15 protein-coding genes and 1 tRNA gene are annotated in these 15535 nt (G+C 32.5%); 10 read left to right on the top strand and 6 right to left on the bottom strand.

The genetic code is table 11. The features are described 5' to 3' along the window. Positions 1–133: 133 nt before the first annotated feature. Positions 134–1087: a PhoH family protein gene (locus J8H85_RS18440; RefSeq protein ID WP_209657127.1), complete on the bottom strand. Its 954-nt coding sequence runs from the start codon at positions 1085–1087 to the stop codon at positions 134–136. A 246-nt stretch (positions 1088–1333) separates the two neighbouring features. Between J8H85_RS18440 and J8H85_RS18435 the strand changes: the two genes are divergently transcribed. From J8H85_RS18435 to dnaN, 5 genes are all read left to right on the top strand, one after another. Then, complete coding sequence (locus J8H85_RS18435; protein ID WP_209657125.1) at positions 1334–2194, top strand: SAM hydrolase/SAM-dependent halogenase family protein; 861 nt, start codon at positions 1334–1336, stop codon at positions 2192–2194. A 136-nt stretch (positions 2195–2330) separates the two neighbouring features. Further along, a complete protein-coding gene (gldF, locus tag J8H85_RS18430; protein WP_209657123.1) occupies positions 2331–3050 on the top strand; it encodes a gliding motility-associated ABC transporter permease subunit GldF in 720 nt (239 codons plus the stop codon). Further along, positions 3047–3541: a hypothetical protein gene (locus tag J8H85_RS18425; RefSeq protein WP_209657121.1), complete on the top strand. Its 495-nt coding sequence runs from the start codon at positions 3047–3049 to the stop codon at positions 3539–3541. The genes gldF and J8H85_RS18425 overlap by 4 nt, the downstream gene beginning before the upstream one ends. Then, positions 3525–5192 carry a gliding motility-associated ABC transporter substrate-binding protein GldG gene (gene gldG / locus J8H85_RS18420; RefSeq protein ID WP_209657119.1) on the top strand — a complete coding sequence of 556 codons (1668 nt, stop codon included), beginning with the start codon at positions 3525–3527 and terminating at the stop codon, positions 5190–5192. Before J8H85_RS18425 ends, gldG begins: the two co-directional genes overlap by 17 nt. A gap of 242 nt (positions 5193–5434) precedes the next feature. Continuing rightward, on the top strand, positions 5435–6553 hold the full coding sequence (gene dnaN, locus J8H85_RS18415; protein WP_209657117.1) for a DNA polymerase III subunit beta: 1119 nt from the start codon (positions 5435–5437) through the stop codon (positions 6551–6553). 382 nt (positions 6554–6935) lie between these two features. On the opposite strand, the gene J8H85_RS18410 is transcribed toward dnaN, so the two are convergent. Both J8H85_RS18410 and J8H85_RS18405 read right to left on the bottom strand, forming a co-directional pair. Continuing rightward, positions 6936–7274, bottom strand: a complete 339-nt coding sequence (locus tag J8H85_RS18410; RefSeq protein WP_209657116.1) for a DUF4870 domain-containing protein — start codon at positions 7272–7274, stop codon at positions 6936–6938. Between the two features lie 73 nt (positions 7275–7347). Next, complete coding sequence (locus tag J8H85_RS18405) at positions 7348–8193, bottom strand: universal stress protein (protein WP_209657114.1); 846 nt, start codon at positions 8191–8193, stop codon at positions 7348–7350. Between the two features lie 262 nt (positions 8194–8455). Here J8H85_RS18405 and J8H85_RS18400 point away from each other — a divergent pair, with 262 nt between their 5' ends. The 4 genes from J8H85_RS18400 to J8H85_RS18385 all read left to right on the top strand — a co-directional run bounded on the left by J8H85_RS18400 (position 8456) and on the right by J8H85_RS18385 (position 11968). Continuing rightward, entirely contained in the window at positions 8456–9229 is a 774-nt protein-coding gene (locus tag J8H85_RS18400) for a DUF3108 domain-containing protein (RefSeq protein WP_209657112.1), read from the top strand. A gap of 96 nt (positions 9230–9325) precedes the next feature. Further along, a complete protein-coding gene (locus J8H85_RS18395; protein ID WP_209657109.1) occupies positions 9326–9691 on the top strand; it encodes an FUSC family protein in 366 nt (121 codons plus the stop codon). 146 nt (positions 9692–9837) lie between these two features. After that, positions 9838–10890, top strand: a complete 1053-nt coding sequence (locus J8H85_RS18390) for a M28 family peptidase (RefSeq protein WP_209657107.1) — start codon at positions 9838–9840, stop codon at positions 10888–10890. 70 nt (positions 10891–10960) lie between these two features. Then, positions 10961–11968, top strand: coding sequence for a M28 family metallopeptidase (locus J8H85_RS18385; RefSeq protein ID WP_209657106.1), 1008 nt, complete (start codon positions 10961–10963; stop codon positions 11966–11968). A gap of 7 nt (positions 11969–11975) precedes the next feature. Here J8H85_RS18385 and J8H85_RS18380 read toward each other — a convergent pair whose 3' ends face one another. From J8H85_RS18380 to bshB1, 3 genes are all read right to left on the bottom strand, one after another. Then, positions 11976–12224, bottom strand: coding sequence for a hypothetical protein (locus J8H85_RS18380; protein WP_209657104.1), 249 nt, complete (start codon positions 12222–12224; stop codon positions 11976–11978). Between the two features lie 235 nt (positions 12225–12459). Continuing rightward, positions 12460–12535: transfer RNA gene (locus J8H85_RS18375), tRNA-His, on the bottom strand. 114 nt (positions 12536–12649) lie between these two features. Continuing rightward, on the bottom strand, positions 12650–13369 hold the full coding sequence (gene bshB1, locus J8H85_RS18370; protein ID WP_209657102.1) for a bacillithiol biosynthesis deacetylase BshB1: 720 nt from the start codon (positions 13367–13369) through the stop codon (positions 12650–12652). Between the two features lie 316 nt (positions 13370–13685). On the opposite strand from bshB1, the gene pckA reads away from it, so the two are divergent. Continuing rightward, positions 13686–15317, top strand: a complete 1632-nt coding sequence (gene pckA, locus J8H85_RS18365; protein ID WP_209657100.1) for a phosphoenolpyruvate carboxykinase (ATP) — start codon at positions 13686–13688, stop codon at positions 15315–15317. Positions 15318–15535 lie beyond the last annotated feature (218 nt).

Below are 15535 nucleotides of genomic sequence, written 5' to 3'. Positions count from 1 at the left end.
CAAAATCAATTGAAAAGAAAACAATACAAATCAAAAAAGCTGAACAATGATAACATTGTTCAGCTTTAATTTATAAATTTAATCCTTTAATAATCTGTATCGGTTATTTAGGACTAGACAAATTATTTATTATTTAATCAACGTGTTCAATACTTTTATAAGCTTCAATCACTTTCTTAACCAATCGGTGACGAATCACATCTTTATCATCTAAAAATATCATACCTACACCTTCAACGTTTTTCAAAATTAAAAGCGCTTCTTTAAGACCAGAAATGGTACGACGTGGTAAATCTATTTGCCCCGGATCGCCTGTTAATAAAAATTTGGCGTTTTTCCCCATTCGGGTTAAAAACATTTTCATTTGGTTGTGCGTGGTGTTTTGCCCTTCATCTAGAATTACAAAGGCATTGTCCAACGTACGCCCACGCATAAACGCCAATGGTGCAATTTGTATGGTGCCATTTTCTATGTACATTGCTAATTTTTCGGCAGGTATCATATCGCGCAACGCATCGTATAAAGGTTGCATATACGGATCTAACTTTTCCTTTAAATCGCCCGGTAAAAAACCTAAGTTCTCCCCTGCTTCAACTGCCGGACGGGTTAATATAATACGTTTTACTTCTTTATTTTTAAGCGCTTGTACCGCTAAAGCAACACCTGTATAGGTTTTACCTGTTCCCGCTGGTCCTATGGCAAAAACCATATCATTGGCACGCATGCTTTCTACCAATTTACGCTGGTTAGCAGTTTGTGCTTTAATAAGTTTACCGCCAACACCATGTACCAAAACTTCGCCACTGGATGCAGATGTTGAATAATCATCACTGCTTTGACTGGTTAACACACGTTCAATAACGTTTTCATCTAACTTATTGTATTTGACAAAATGGGTTAAAAGCATTTTCAAACGGCGATCGAATTCTTCTAGTAAATCATCGTCGCCAAAGGCTTTAATTTTATTGCCTCTTGCTACTATTTTCAGCTTTGGAAAATATTTTTTTAAAATTTCAATATGGGCATTTTGTGCTCCAAAAAATTCTTTCGGAGAAATTTCTTCTAGTTCGATTATAACTTCGTTCAAAGGCGTAGATTTTATTTATATATTCTTCTAATGTAACTATTGATTTTGTTTACTAAAACGAAATGGTTTATTAGTTTTAATCAGTTATTTTATTTTGATAAAATTAACTTTTATAAACCTACACTTTTCATGCTAAACATAAAAATGAAAACAAAAATTTTATGTAGGTTTGTTTCATCTTAGTTAAAACTCAAATGTAAACAAATTTGAGAGCACTAACATTAAAAACATATCAACAATTTGCCAATGGCGATTATAACATTAACAACCGATTTTGGAGAAAAAGATCACTTTGCTGGGGCAACCAAAGGCGCTATTTACAGTGAACTACCCGATGTTAAAATTGTTGATATCTCGCATTCCGTTTCGCCTTTCAATATTTTAGAAGCTGGATATATCATTCAAAATGCGTACAACAGTTTCCCGAAAGGGACGATACATATTATAGGTATTGATTCTGAAATTAACGAGGAAAATAAACACATTGCCATAAAACTGGACGATCACTTTTTTATCTGCGCCAATAATGGGATTATGAGCATGATTTGTTCCGAAATTGCTCCAGAAAAAATTGTTGAAATTAATATTCATGATAAAATACAGAGCAGTTTTCCTGTTTTGGATATTTTTGTAAAAGTGGCTTGCCATATCGCCCGTGGTGGTACCTTGGAAGTTATTGGGAAAACCATTTCGGAAATTAAACCAATTAAGAACATTACCCCTTTTGTGAACGATGACAAAACCCAAATTATAGGCAGTGTTATTTATGTTGATAATTATGGTAACGTGGTCACCAATATTACGCGCTCCTTTTTTGAAAGTATCCAAAAAGGCAGAACGTTTGAAGTTTCGGCACGCAATAACAAGTTTAAAAAGATACATAACCGCTATAGTGATATTGTAAATTTTGAAATCCCTGAAGAAAAACGCCATGATGAAGGCAGAGGTTTGGTGGTGTTTAACTCGGGTGGTTTTTTAGAAATTGCCGTTTATAAAAGCAATAGCGCCACAGTAGGAAGCGCCTCTACTTTAATGGGACTGAGTTTAATGGATGCTGTGAGCGTTAGTTTTAGTACAGATTCAATACTTCCAAAAAGTTTGGAATAAAAAATAATAAATAGAAAATTTAGAACAATTTCTTAGTAATTTTGAAACGGGTTTTTGTAGACAATAGACAATAGACAATAGACAATAGACAATAGACAATAGACAAAATTCAAACTTTTAACTTTTAACAAAATTAATGTTAGCCATACTTAAAAAAGAAATAAACACATTTTTTGCATCGCCAATAGGGTACTTGGTTATTGGCATCTTTTTAGTACTAAACGGTTTATTTTTATGGCTTTTTAAAGGTGAAAATAACATATTGGATTATGGGTTTGCCGATTTATCATCCTTCTTCCTATTAGCACCTTGGATTTTAATTTTCCTGATTCCAGCCGTAACCATGCGTAGTTTTTCAGATGAAAAAAAACAAGGCACTTTAGAGTTGTTGCTTACCAAACCCATTTCGCATTTAAATATTGTATTGGGTAAATATTTTGGGGCTTTTGTATTAATATTAATCGCTTTATTACCAACTTTATTATATGTATATACTGTTTATCAATTAGGGAATCCTGTTGGTAATCTAGATTTTGGAAGTACCTTAGGCTCTTATTTTGGTTTATTGTTTTTAATTGCTGCCTATACTGCTATTGGGATATTTGCTTCTACCTTATCAGACAATCAAATTGTGGCGTTCATCACATCTGTGGCCATTTGTTTCATGTTTTATATAGGTTTTGATAGTGTTGCAGATTTCACCTCCAGTAATTTTATAGAGCAATTAGGCATGAATGCGCACTACAAAAGCATCAGTCGTGGGGTTATTGACACGAGAGATATCATCTATTTTTTAAGTATTACCGCCTTTTTTATAATACTAACTAAATTAAATATTAACAAAGAAGAGAAATGATTTTAACACCGCTGTTCATTATTTTTTTAATAGTCGTTTTTATCTTAGTTTGGGCATTTACCAACACTATAGATAAACGCAAATGGTTGAGTTTTTTAATAAGCATCGTTTTAACGCCCATTGTTTATTTTTTTGTATTCTATCCGTTAATAAACATTTTTAGTAGCTACCATCACGAAAAACATTTTGATGCCGAAGCTTGGGCAGATAAACCGTCTTTACGTTACGAAATGAGTAATGAAATAACGCAACAGCAAATGTTTAAAGGCAAAACCAAAAGTGAAGTTAAGGCCATTTTAGGTAAAAGTGAGTGGTATGGTTGGGATGATAGTATTAAAGCCAATTCACCCGACAAATGGAACTACAATTTAGGTTACAAACCAGGTGCTTTTAACCTAACCCAAGAGTGTTTGGAACTGGAATTTAAAAATAATAAAGTTGTAAGTGTTAAACAATATCAATTAGAAACAAAGTTTGAAGAAGCACCTTAAATATATAGTCCTATCATTAATTACATTATTAGCAATTAACTACTTAAGTAGCTTTGTATTTAAACGGTTTGATTTAACCGAAGACAAACGCTATACCTTAAGTGATGCCACCATCAACATTGTTAAAAATGCAGAGTCACCCATTGTAATTGATGTGTTTTTAAGTGGCGACGATTTCCCTTCGGAATTCAGACGTCTTCAAAATGAAACCAAACAAATACTTGAAGAGTTTTCATCAGAAAATAAAAACATTGTTTTCAATTTTATTAATCCGCTACAAGATGACGCTACGCGCGAACGCAACATTCAACAACTAACAGAAAGAGGCCTAACGCCCATGCAGTTAAGTGTTCAAGAAAATGGTAAAGCATCACAAGCCATTATTTTTCCTTGGGCATTAGCCAGTTACAATGATGAAACAGTTACTATTCCATTAGTAAAAAGTAAAATAGGTGCTTCACAACAAGATTTGGTTACTAATTCCGTACAACATTTGGAATATGCTTTTGCAGATGGAATTAATAAATTAACAAAACCAAAGCATCGCAAAATTGCTGTTTTGCGAGGCAATAAACAGCTTGCCGATAAATACGTTGCCAATTTCATTAAAAAACTTAGTGAATACTATTTTATTGCCCCTTTTACTTTAGATAGTGTTGCTAGCAATCCTCAAAAAACACTTAAAGATTTAGAAAATTTTGATTTAATAATTTCTGCAAAACCTACCGAAGCCTTTACCGAAGAAGAAAAATTAGTATTGGACCAATATACCATGAATGGCGGTAAAAGCTTGTGGCTTATTGATGCTGTGGCTATGGAAAAAGACAGTCTGTACAACGCTTCCGGCAAAAACTTTGCAACAACTAGAGACTTAAATTTAACCGATTTCTTCTTTAAATATGGCGTTCGGATCAATCCTGTAATTGTGAGTACGCTTTACTCCGCTCCTATTACATTGGCAATAGGCGAAGGTAGTGATTCGCAGTTCCAACATTTACGTTGGCTTTATTCTCCTTTAGCTGGTTCCAACGATAGACATCCTATTGTGAATAATTTGAATTTGGTTAAATTTGATTTTGCCAACCAAATAGACACACTTAAAAACAACGTTAAGAAAACCATTTTACTTGAAAGTGCACTCATGACCAAGTTGGAAGGCACGCCCAGAGAAATAAGTTTAGATGTTGTTACACAAGATCCAGACCCAACAACTTTTAATAAAGGCAATCAAACTTTGGCTGTTTTATTGGAGGGTGAGTTTACTTCGGTTTATGATAATAGAATAAAACCTTTTAAACTACAAAAAGAGCTTAACAAAAGCGTGCCAACAAAAATGGTTGTAATTGCTGATGGTGATGTTATTAAAAACGATGTTTACAGAAACGTACCGCAAGAATTAGGTTTTGATAGATGGACAGGGCAAACCTTTGGTAACAAAGAATTTTTGCTGAATACGGTCAATTATTTATTGGACGATAATGGACTTATAAACATTCGTTCGAAAGAAATAAACGTTGAATTTTTAAATCAGGAAAAAATTGCTGATGAAAAAACGAAATGGCAAGTTATAAATATTTTGCTTCCGCTCTTACTATTAGGGACTTTCGGGCTGCTTTTTAATTATTTCAGAAGAAAAAAACACGCACATTAGTATATAAAACCTAATGCAAACAACGCCTGCGCTATCAAGATAAATGTTAATAAGTTTGTTTCCTATATTAATAGGTATGGAATATATTTGTAAGTAGTATAATTAAAACTGAAACCAAGTTCTTTTTTTCATAAAATTTCTCTGTTTTACATGAATTTAGTTTACAGAATATAAATGAAATATTTAAACTTAAAAAAAGCCCTCTTTTGGAGATTTAGGGGATAAAAAATAAATATTAACACATGAAATTTATAGTATCAAGTACCTATTTATTAAAACAATTGCAAGTTTTAGGTGGTGTTATTAACAGTTCGAACACCTTACCTATTTTAGATAATTTCTTATTTGAATTAGAAAATTCCAAGCTTACTGTTTCTGCAAGCGATTTAGAAACCACTATGGCTTCTTCATTGGAAGTTGAAAGTGATAGTACAGGTAGTGTAGCAATTCCTGCTCGACTATTATTAGATACTTTAAAAACATTTCCTGAACAACCTTTAACCTTTGTTGTTGAAGATAACAATACCGTTGAAATTAGCTCAAACCATGGTAAATACGCCTTAGCTTATGCTGATGGAAAGGAATTCCCTAAAGCTGTTTCGTTAGAAGACCCAAGTAAAACAGTAGTTCTTGGTGATGTATTGGCCACCGCTATAAGCAAAACTATTTTTGCAGCAGGAAACGATGATTTGCGCCCTGTAATGAGTGGTGTGTTTTTTCAATTCTCTACTGAAGGTTTAACCTTTGTTGCTACAGATGCACATAAACTGGTTAAATACACCCGTGAAGATGTGAAAGCAAACCAAGTGGCTGAATTTATTATGCCTAAAAAACCTTTAAATTTATTAAAAGGTATTTTGGCAGGAAGTGAAAATGATGTTACTATTGAATACAACGATTCCAACGCGAAATTTACTTTTGAAAATTCGGAATTGATTTGTCGTTTGATTGATGGTAAATACCCAAATTATGAAGCGGTTATTCCTAAAGAAAACCCAAACAAATTGGTAATTGACCGCACTCAGTTTTTAAATTCTGTACGTCGTGTTAGTATTTTCTCGAACAAAACAACGCATCAAATACGTTTAAAAATTGCCGGTGCAGAACTTAATATTTCTGCTGAAGATATTGATTATAGCAATAAAGCCGAAGAGCGCTTAACCTGCGACTACCAAGGTGATGATATGCAAATTGGTTTTAACTCACGCTTTTTAACCGAAATGTTGAATAATTTAAGTTCTACCGATGTGCAATTAGAAATGAGCATGCCAAATAGAGCTGGTATTTTAACACCTATTGACGGACTTGACGATGGTGAACAAGTAACCATGCTTGTAATGCCTGTTATGCTGAATAGTTAATAAATTCTTGTATAGGCAAGAATCTCAATTTATAAAAAAGAGCTATCAAAAATGATAGCTCTTTTTGTTTACTGCCAGGTTTTTAAACTTGTAGATTTGGTTTATTTACATGATATGAAATACCTACTAGGTTTTAAAAAACTTGCAGGTAAAACTAAGCTCCAAAAATCTTACCTGCTTTATGAAATTGACCAAACGGCAAGCCCGCGTTAAGGATTGAAGCGGCATCCTTTTGGTTTTTTATAGATAGCAAACCACTAAAGGCTTGCTTTTACTTAATTACGTATTACTGCCTTTTGGGCAGAACAAAAAACCAAAAGATATAGCGGAAAGCCTGACCCAAAGGGGAACGCAAAAAAAATCCTGCTTTCGCAGGTATTCACTAACTAATAAAAGTAAAGGATAATGGATATGTTGGTATTTCGCCATTACTAGTTTTTATGGCATTTATTATTGGGAATATAATGGAGATTATACCTAAAACAATAAAACCTAACAAGCCTAAACCAAGGAGTAAAATTAACGGAATGCAGATTATAAAGTATACGATTAAACTTAATTGGAAATTTAAAATGTTTTTACCATGTGCATCCATTTGATACACTTTATCTTTTTGGGTTATCCAAATTATTAAGGGTACCAATAAGCTCCCAAAGCCTGTTGCCAAAGTAACTAATTGGCTTAAATGGGTAATTACTAAAAGTTGATTGTCTTCTCTCATGATGGTTATTTTTTTGATTGATACTTATAAGACGTATAAGTACTTAAAATGTTACATCATGAAAAATTTCGCGTCAATCATTACTTTTTCTCATCACCAAAAATGGAACGTCCATTTTAAAGGCCACACTTTCAAAAGTACTTTTATTAAATAATCGATCTAGAAATGAGTACTTACGTGGAAACATAGCAATCATTTTAACAGCATTTGTTTTGGTATATTCATGTATTCCGTTATAAACATCGTTATCATCTACAAGCAAATTTTCAAAAACAGGAGCTGTAAAATTTGAATAAAAAAAGTCGAGACCATTATTTAATTCTTCTAAGTAATTGTTATCACAAATTATGTGCAACACACAAAATTCACTGTTATGTAGCAACAAAATGTCTTTTAAAGCATTCAAATCACCCTTCTTATAAACTCTTTTATAACTAGTTGTAAATGCAATTTTATCTAAACCAGAAAATTTACAATTGTCTGGTATTGCCAAAACGGGCACATTACTACCTTTAATAACATGCACCGTATTACTACCAAAAAGCACTTTACTTAAGCCTGATGCTCCTTTGGTTCCCATAATTATCAAATCAATTTTATATTTTTCTGAAACTTGATTGATGGAATCTATAAAATCGTCATAATCTACAATAGCTTTAAATTCATGATTATCATTGGTGTACTTAACTTTTAGTTTTGCTATGATATTGTTAATGGATTTTTTTGCTGCATCTACAATAGTATTATAAATAGTGGTAGATGCATTGCCTGCCATAAAATCATCTGAAATAAAAGATTTTGTTTTTTGTACATTTAAAATATAAAAAACACATGGTACGTTTTTATAAAGCTCCGTGGCATAATTTATCGCGTTTATTGAGTTTTTAGAAAAATCCGTTGGTAACAATATAGCTTTCATGAGTATGTTTTTATTTTGGGTTAAACATCCTTTTTGTACAATAATTTGATTGTTATTTATCTATACATATAACTTTAAATAATACATTAACAATAAAATTGATTGCATAGCAAAATTAAAGAGCGTTTATAAAGTAAACTATGACAAATATCAGCCACCTGTACTGATATTTTATACAAATAAAAATTAGTTTAATTTCTTAAAGCATTGTATTTTCGGCACAATAAATGCTAATTGCTACGTTATAAATTAATTTTATTATATGACTCGAATCACACTTATTTTTTTATTGCTGGTGGCCTTAACAGCTACTGTTTCTGCCCAAAATAAAGCCATAGCTTCAGGCGAAAAACTTACTTATACTGCATCCTACAATATGTCTGGTGTTTTAACAGATATTGCCCAAGTAACCATGGAAACCAGTGAAGTAAAAACCTCAAAAGCGACACTTTTAAGACTGAAATGTACTGCTGCCACCTATAGCAAATGGGACAATTTTTTTAAAATTAGAGATTTATACGAAAGCTATGTTAACCCAAACAACTTAACGCCCTATTTATACAACAGAGATGTGAATGAAGGAAGCTATTTTAAAAACGTGAAATACACTTTTAGCAATGGCACCAATACAGTAAAATCTGTAATGAAGAAAAAGAATAATTTTGTTGAAAATAAAAGCATAAAAATTAATTCTGGCACAAAAGACATTGTGTCTACTTTATACTACATGCGAATTTTAGATTACAAAAGCATGTCGGTTGGCACCAAAAAATCGTTCACTATACTATTTGATAATGAAGAAATTAAAGGCATCATAACCTATTTAGGTAAAGAAACCATTTCTACAGCTATTGGTAAAAAAGAATGCTACAAGCTTGCCGTTGGCTCCAGTGAAGCCAACGTACTACAAGGTAAAAACAGTAATTTTTTATGGTTAACAGCAGATGAAAACAAAATTATTGTTTATGGTAAATTTAAAATACCTGTAGGCAATGGTGAGTTAAAAATTAAATCGGCATCAGGTTTAAAAAACTAAATTATAAAATGAAATGTGCATGTTAAAAATCATATTACTGAAAAAATGTTTCAAAGTGAAGAGCATGTATGCATTTAAAAACAATAAAAATCATTCATGAAAAAATTATTTACAATTCTAGCCATCATAACTTGTGCTATAGCAATTATTTTTTCCGTATTACCAATTTCTAATTTGGCTGTTTTTCCTGCCGCTTTTGCATTAATTTTTTGTGGGATCGCTTTTTATTTATCAAAAAAAACAGGCAAGGTAAAAAAGATCGTTCAGTTTACTTTTTTACTTACTCTTTGTGCTTTATCAATAACAGCTTATAAAGCTTTTTTTGTTAAAAATGAAGTAGTAAACACTCCGATATTAAACGAAAAAGAAGCCCAATTTGAGGAAGAAGCTATTGAAGAATTAGAAAATTTAGACCTTGAAAGCATTGAATTTGAGGATGTTGATATAGAAAAAATAAATTAAGACAAAAACCAGTAAGTAATTTCTTAGTTAATTCATATATTTGTAAACTCAAAACATTAAAAAAACTAACATTCTAAACATTTTCCCGCCCCAGAGAATGGTTTTATTGTAAGTTATTAGATAAATAACATCTTTTAAATTTATACATGAAAACCTTTTGCATACTCTCGGCATTCGCGTTAGTTGGTACTTGTGCCACACCAAAATATACAGCTAGAATTCAAAACCTAAAAGACAGTATAAAACTAGAAGATAGTACTTTAGTTATTAATTATGCCAATACAATAACATCTGAAGAATTAAAATCCCATTTATATCAGTTTTCCTCAAAAGATTTTGAAGGCAGAAAAGTTGGTGAAGCTGGACAAAAAAAAGCGGCAGAATTTCTAAAAAATTACTACATAAGTGAAAAGATAAATTCGCCTTATGGCGGTAGTAATTACTATCAAAATATACCAGCAAGCTTTTTTTCTAAAGGCATCAAATCTTCTGAAAATGTATTGGCCTACATTGAAGGTTCAGAAAAACCAGAGGAAGTCATTATTATTTCAGCACATTTAGACCATCTTGGGATTAATGATAACGGACAAGTATGCTACGGTGCCGATGATGACGGCTCGGGAACTGTAGCCATTATGGAAATAGCACAAGCTTTCAATAGGGCAAAAAATGAAGGACATGGTCCAAAGCGGAGTATCCTCTTTCTACATTTAACTGCGGAAGAAATTGGTAAAAGAGGCTCAGAATATTATGTGCAACATCCCGTGTTTCCTTTAGAAAAGACCGTTACCGATCTTAATATTGATATGATTGGTAGAGTTGACGATATTCATAAAAACAATAAAAACTACATCTATCTTATAGGTGCTGATCGATTAAGCAAAGAACTTCACTATATTTCTGAAAAAGTAAATAGTCTTTATTTTAATATTGATTTGGATTATAGGTTTAATGCCGAAAGAGAAAAAAATCAATATTATACCAGATCAGACCATTACAATTTTGCTTCCAAAAACATTCCAGTTATTTTCTATTTTAATGGAGAACATAATGATTACCACCAACCAACCGATACACCCGATAAAATAGAATATGGGTTATTAGAAAAACGTGCCAAACTCATTTTTGCAACTGCATGGCAAATCGCCAATCAAGCAAAACGACTTGAAGTAGATGCCACTAACCAATATCTAAATTAATCCCAAAATTGTTTTCCTTAATTGATTTTTGTATTATAGTACAAAATTAATACTTCAACAAAAACACCTAATGAAAAGACCAACCTTGCTTTTATGCCTGGCGATATTGATTGTAGGCTGCAGTACTTGTCAAAACAAATCAAAACATGCCGGAAAAGCCACCGATTATGTAGAACTAATTACTGCAAATAATTTAAAAGAGAATCTTTACACTTATGCTTCCGATGAATTTGAAGGCAGAAAAACAGGGGAACCTGGTCAAAAAAAAGCTATTGAATTTATTAAAGAGCATTATGTTGCTTTAGGAATACCGTCGCCCATCGCAGATGGGGATTATTTTCAGGAAATTCCTGCTTCTTTTTTTAATGGCTTAACTACAAACGGCTCAGAAAATGTGCTAGCTTATATAAAAGGCTCTGAAAAACCAGATGAAATTATTATAATTTCTGCCCATTTAGATCATATTGGTATTTCTAATAATGGAGATATTAATAATGGAGCAGATGATGATGGCTCTGGAACGGTAGCTATTTTAGAAATTGCTAAAGCTTTTAAAGCTGCTGCCGATAAAGGACATGGACCTAAACGTAGCATCCTATTTTTACATGTTACTGGCGAAGAAATTGGCCTTTACGGTTCGCGCTATTATGCCGATGTAGATCCTGTTTTTCCGTTGGCAAACACTGTAGCAAATTTAAACATAGATATGATTGGACGTGTGGACCCTAAACATGAAAACCAACGTAACTATTTATATTTAATAGGTTCTGATAAATTAAGTAAAGAATTACACTCTATTTCTGAAGCTGTAAATAAAAAATATTTTAACATGGAGTTAGATTACACTTATAACGATGATAACGACCCAAATCGTTTTTATTACCGCTCAGACCATTACAACTTTGCGAAAAACAATATCCCCGTTATTTTTTATTTTAATGGTACCCATGCCGATTATCATAAACCGTCAGACACACCTGATAAAATACAATACGACCTTTTAGAAACCCGTACCCGGTTTATTTTTCAAACCGCTTGGGAATTGGCTAATAGAGATGAGCGTATTAAATTGGATTAATAGTTTTTTATTCTATGTTATATGACGCATTAATAAACTTAATAGGATTTGCAGGAAATAATCCAGGATTGTCATCAACAGCACTGTAAGTTAGAATACAAGAACTGTTGGCATCAATAGTCCTACATTGAGTATTTCCTGTTGGTGTAAATGTAACGGTAGATGTATCATCTGTGTCCCCAACTGTAAGTGTAACTTTCGGAAACCCTTTAACTTCAAAATCATTAGAATTTATAAACTCAATTTCATAAGACAAAGAATCTTCATTAGTATCTGTTTGTTGTACGAAATTGAAATATAACAGATTATATGTGATAGGTTTTACTGCTATTACCTCAAGAGGTGAATCATCTTTCGGGCAAGAAACTAATAGTGAAAAACTAGTAAGCAGAAATAGGAATTTTAAATTTTTCATTCTAAAAATATTAAAAATTAAATATAAACCAGAGTAACAAAAAAAGCCTTTCAAAAAATTGAAAGGCTTTTGTTTTGGGTGGAAGACCGGGCTCGAACCGGCGACCCTTGGTACCACAAACCAATGCTCTAACCAACTGAGCTACAACCACCATGTAGCACGCATTATTAATGCGAGTGCAAATGTAACTGATTTCAATCTTTTCTACAAAGACTTTTTTGAAAATTTTTTAAGTAATTTATAAATAAAATGCTGTTTATAGATAACTATTTCAAATTGAACAAACTATCAACAGCAACAAAACGTTCTACATTAAAACCTTCAGCATACTCTACTCCTACTAAACGCCCTAAATCCCTTGCTCGGTACATAATACTATCAGTAAAATTTTTGCTGGAAATAGGTGTTTCCGGTTCTTTGCTACTAGCATCATAGAATTGTGTTTTATATGCCAGAACCGCTTTCATCTTGATATCCATAAACTTTGAAACATCAACTACAAAATCGGGTTCTAAATTTTTCCACTGTATGTAATGGTATACTTGTTTTGGTCTCCAAGCATTTTGTAATTCACCCGTTTCTGTTTTCGTTTCAATTTTTATAAGTCCGCTTAAAAAACAAGCATCACTTACCAATTTACTGCCTTTACCGTGGTCTATATGCCTATCATCAATAGCGTTACATATAACTATTTCTGGTTGATACTCGCGAATTTTACGTATTATTTCTAATTGATGTGCCTTATCATTTATAAAAAAACCATCGGCAAACTTCATATTAATACGAACTGATACTCCTAATATATTAGATGCATTGTTGGCTTCTTCATATCTAGTTTCAACAGTACCACGTGTTCCTAATTCCCCTTGCGTTAAATCTATAATGCCTACTTTTTTACCATTTGCTATTTCTTTAGCTAAGGTAGCTCCGCAACCCAATTCAACATCATCTGGATGCGCGCCAATTGCCAAAATATCTAATTTCATATTTTAAGTTAATTATTTAATAATCAGTTTCTTAATCAAAACCATTCATTTATTTAAAACCAATAATACTCTTACGTTTTCGTAAACATTTTATGTAATAAAACACATAAAACATTGAATTATCATCAAAAATACAAGGTACTTTCAAATCATGACATTCGTCATAATAAAAGGAAGTATTCTACTGTAAATTTACATATAATAAAAAAAAACAAGCCTACATCTACCAAATTTAAGAGGTTTTGTAAAATAACTAAAAATATAGGTCTCTTTTAAAGGCCAATTTAAATAAATAGGAATTTTAAAATTGAATAAAATGAAAGATTCAGCAACACTTACAAAAAAATCAGGATTAGAGAAGTATGGACTTGAAAATGTAATGGTACATTGGAATTTAAGCCCTGAAGAATTACAAAAAATTACAATTGAAAAAAACATGGGTAAAGAAACCTTAAACGGTACACTATCCATTAATACTGGAAAATTTACAGGACGTTCGCCTCAAGATCGTTTTATTGTGAAGGACGACTACACAAAAGAAAAAGTTTGGTGGGGAAAAGTTAACAAACCAGTTTCTCCTGAAAATTTTGATAAACTTGAAAAAGAAGTAAAAAAATACCTTTCTGGAAAAGAAATTTATGCCAGAGATGGCTATGTATGCGCAGAACCAGAATATAAAACAAACATTAGAACCATAGCGGAATTGCCTTGGTCCAGCCTTTTCGTTTACAATATGTTTTTAAGACCCAGTGAAAAAGAATTGGAAAATTTTAAAGAAGATTGGTTAATACTTTGTGCCCCGGGCTATGTTTGCCCAGATCCAGCAGCATATGGCATTCGACAAGGTAATTTCTCAATCATAAATTTCACTAAAAAAACAGCTTTAATTGGAGGTTCTGCTTATACAGGTGAAATGAAAAAAGGTATTTTTTCTGCATTAAACTTAATTTTACCCGTTGAAAGAGATGTGCTTCCCATGCACTGTTCAGCAAATGTTGGAAAATATGGTGATACTGCTATTTTCTTCGGATTATCTGGAACAGGGAAAACAACCCTATCTGCCGACCCAAACAGAAAATTAATTGGAGATGACGAACATGGATGGACTGCAGATAACACTATTTTCAACTTTGAAGGTGGATGCTATGCGAAGGTAATTGACTTAAGTGAAGAAAAAGAACCAGACATTTTTAGAGCTGTGAGACCCGGTGCTTTATTGGAAAATGTGGTGTTTAAAGCCAATGGTGAAGTCGATTATTTAGATGGAAGCATTACCCAAAACACGCGTGTAAGCTATCCTATTTATCATATAGACAACATTCAAGAAACACTTTATGCCAACAACCCAAAAAACATATTTTTCTTAACCTGTGATGCGTTTGGTGTATTGCCACCAGTATCTAAATTAACACCCGGTCAAGCTGCATACCATTTTATTTCTGGTTATACCGCTAAAGTTGCAGGTACAGAAGCTGGAATTACAGAACCAGTACCGTCATTTTCAGCATGTTTTGGCGAGCCTTTTATGCCCTTGCACCCAGCCGTTTATGGAGAAATGTTAAGTAAAAAAATGCAAGATGCAGGAGTGAATGTATGGTTAATTAATACCGGTTGGAGTGCTGGACCTTACGGTGTAGGTTCAAGAATAAAACTAAAATATACACGTGCCATGATAACCGCTATATTAAACGGTGAATTGGAAAATGTAGATTATGAACAAAACCCAATATTCGGCTTATTTATGCCTAAATATTGCCCAGGTGTACCAACCGAAATGTTAGACCCTATGAATACCTGGTTGCAAAAAGGGGCATATATTGGCAAAGCCATTCAATTAGCACATTCGTTTCATTTAAATTTTGAAAAATTTGCGAACGAAGCTTCTCAACAAATTATGGAAGGTGGCCCACTAATTGACCAACACCACCAATTGGTTGAGAACATTTAATAGACCATTAATTATTTTAAAGAGGCTGTCTGAAAAGTGTAATTATGAATCATATTGAGTGTGTCGAAATATTTAACTTATTGATAAATTTCGATAAGCTCCTTTAGATTTGTTTTTATAAATTTAAGAAAGAGAAAGGAAATAAAGTGAACTAAGACAGGCTCTGAATTTTAATGTTCAATATGTGATTTAGACTTTACTTCCCTTTCATCAAGAAC

This window comes from Mariniflexile gromovii (genome assembly GCF_017814435.1).
GTDB lineage: Bacteria > Bacteroidota > Bacteroidia > Flavobacteriales > Flavobacteriaceae > Mariniflexile > Mariniflexile gromovii.
Note: the sequence above shows the minus strand (reverse complement) of the source record. Positions and strands in the feature narration are given on the sequence as shown.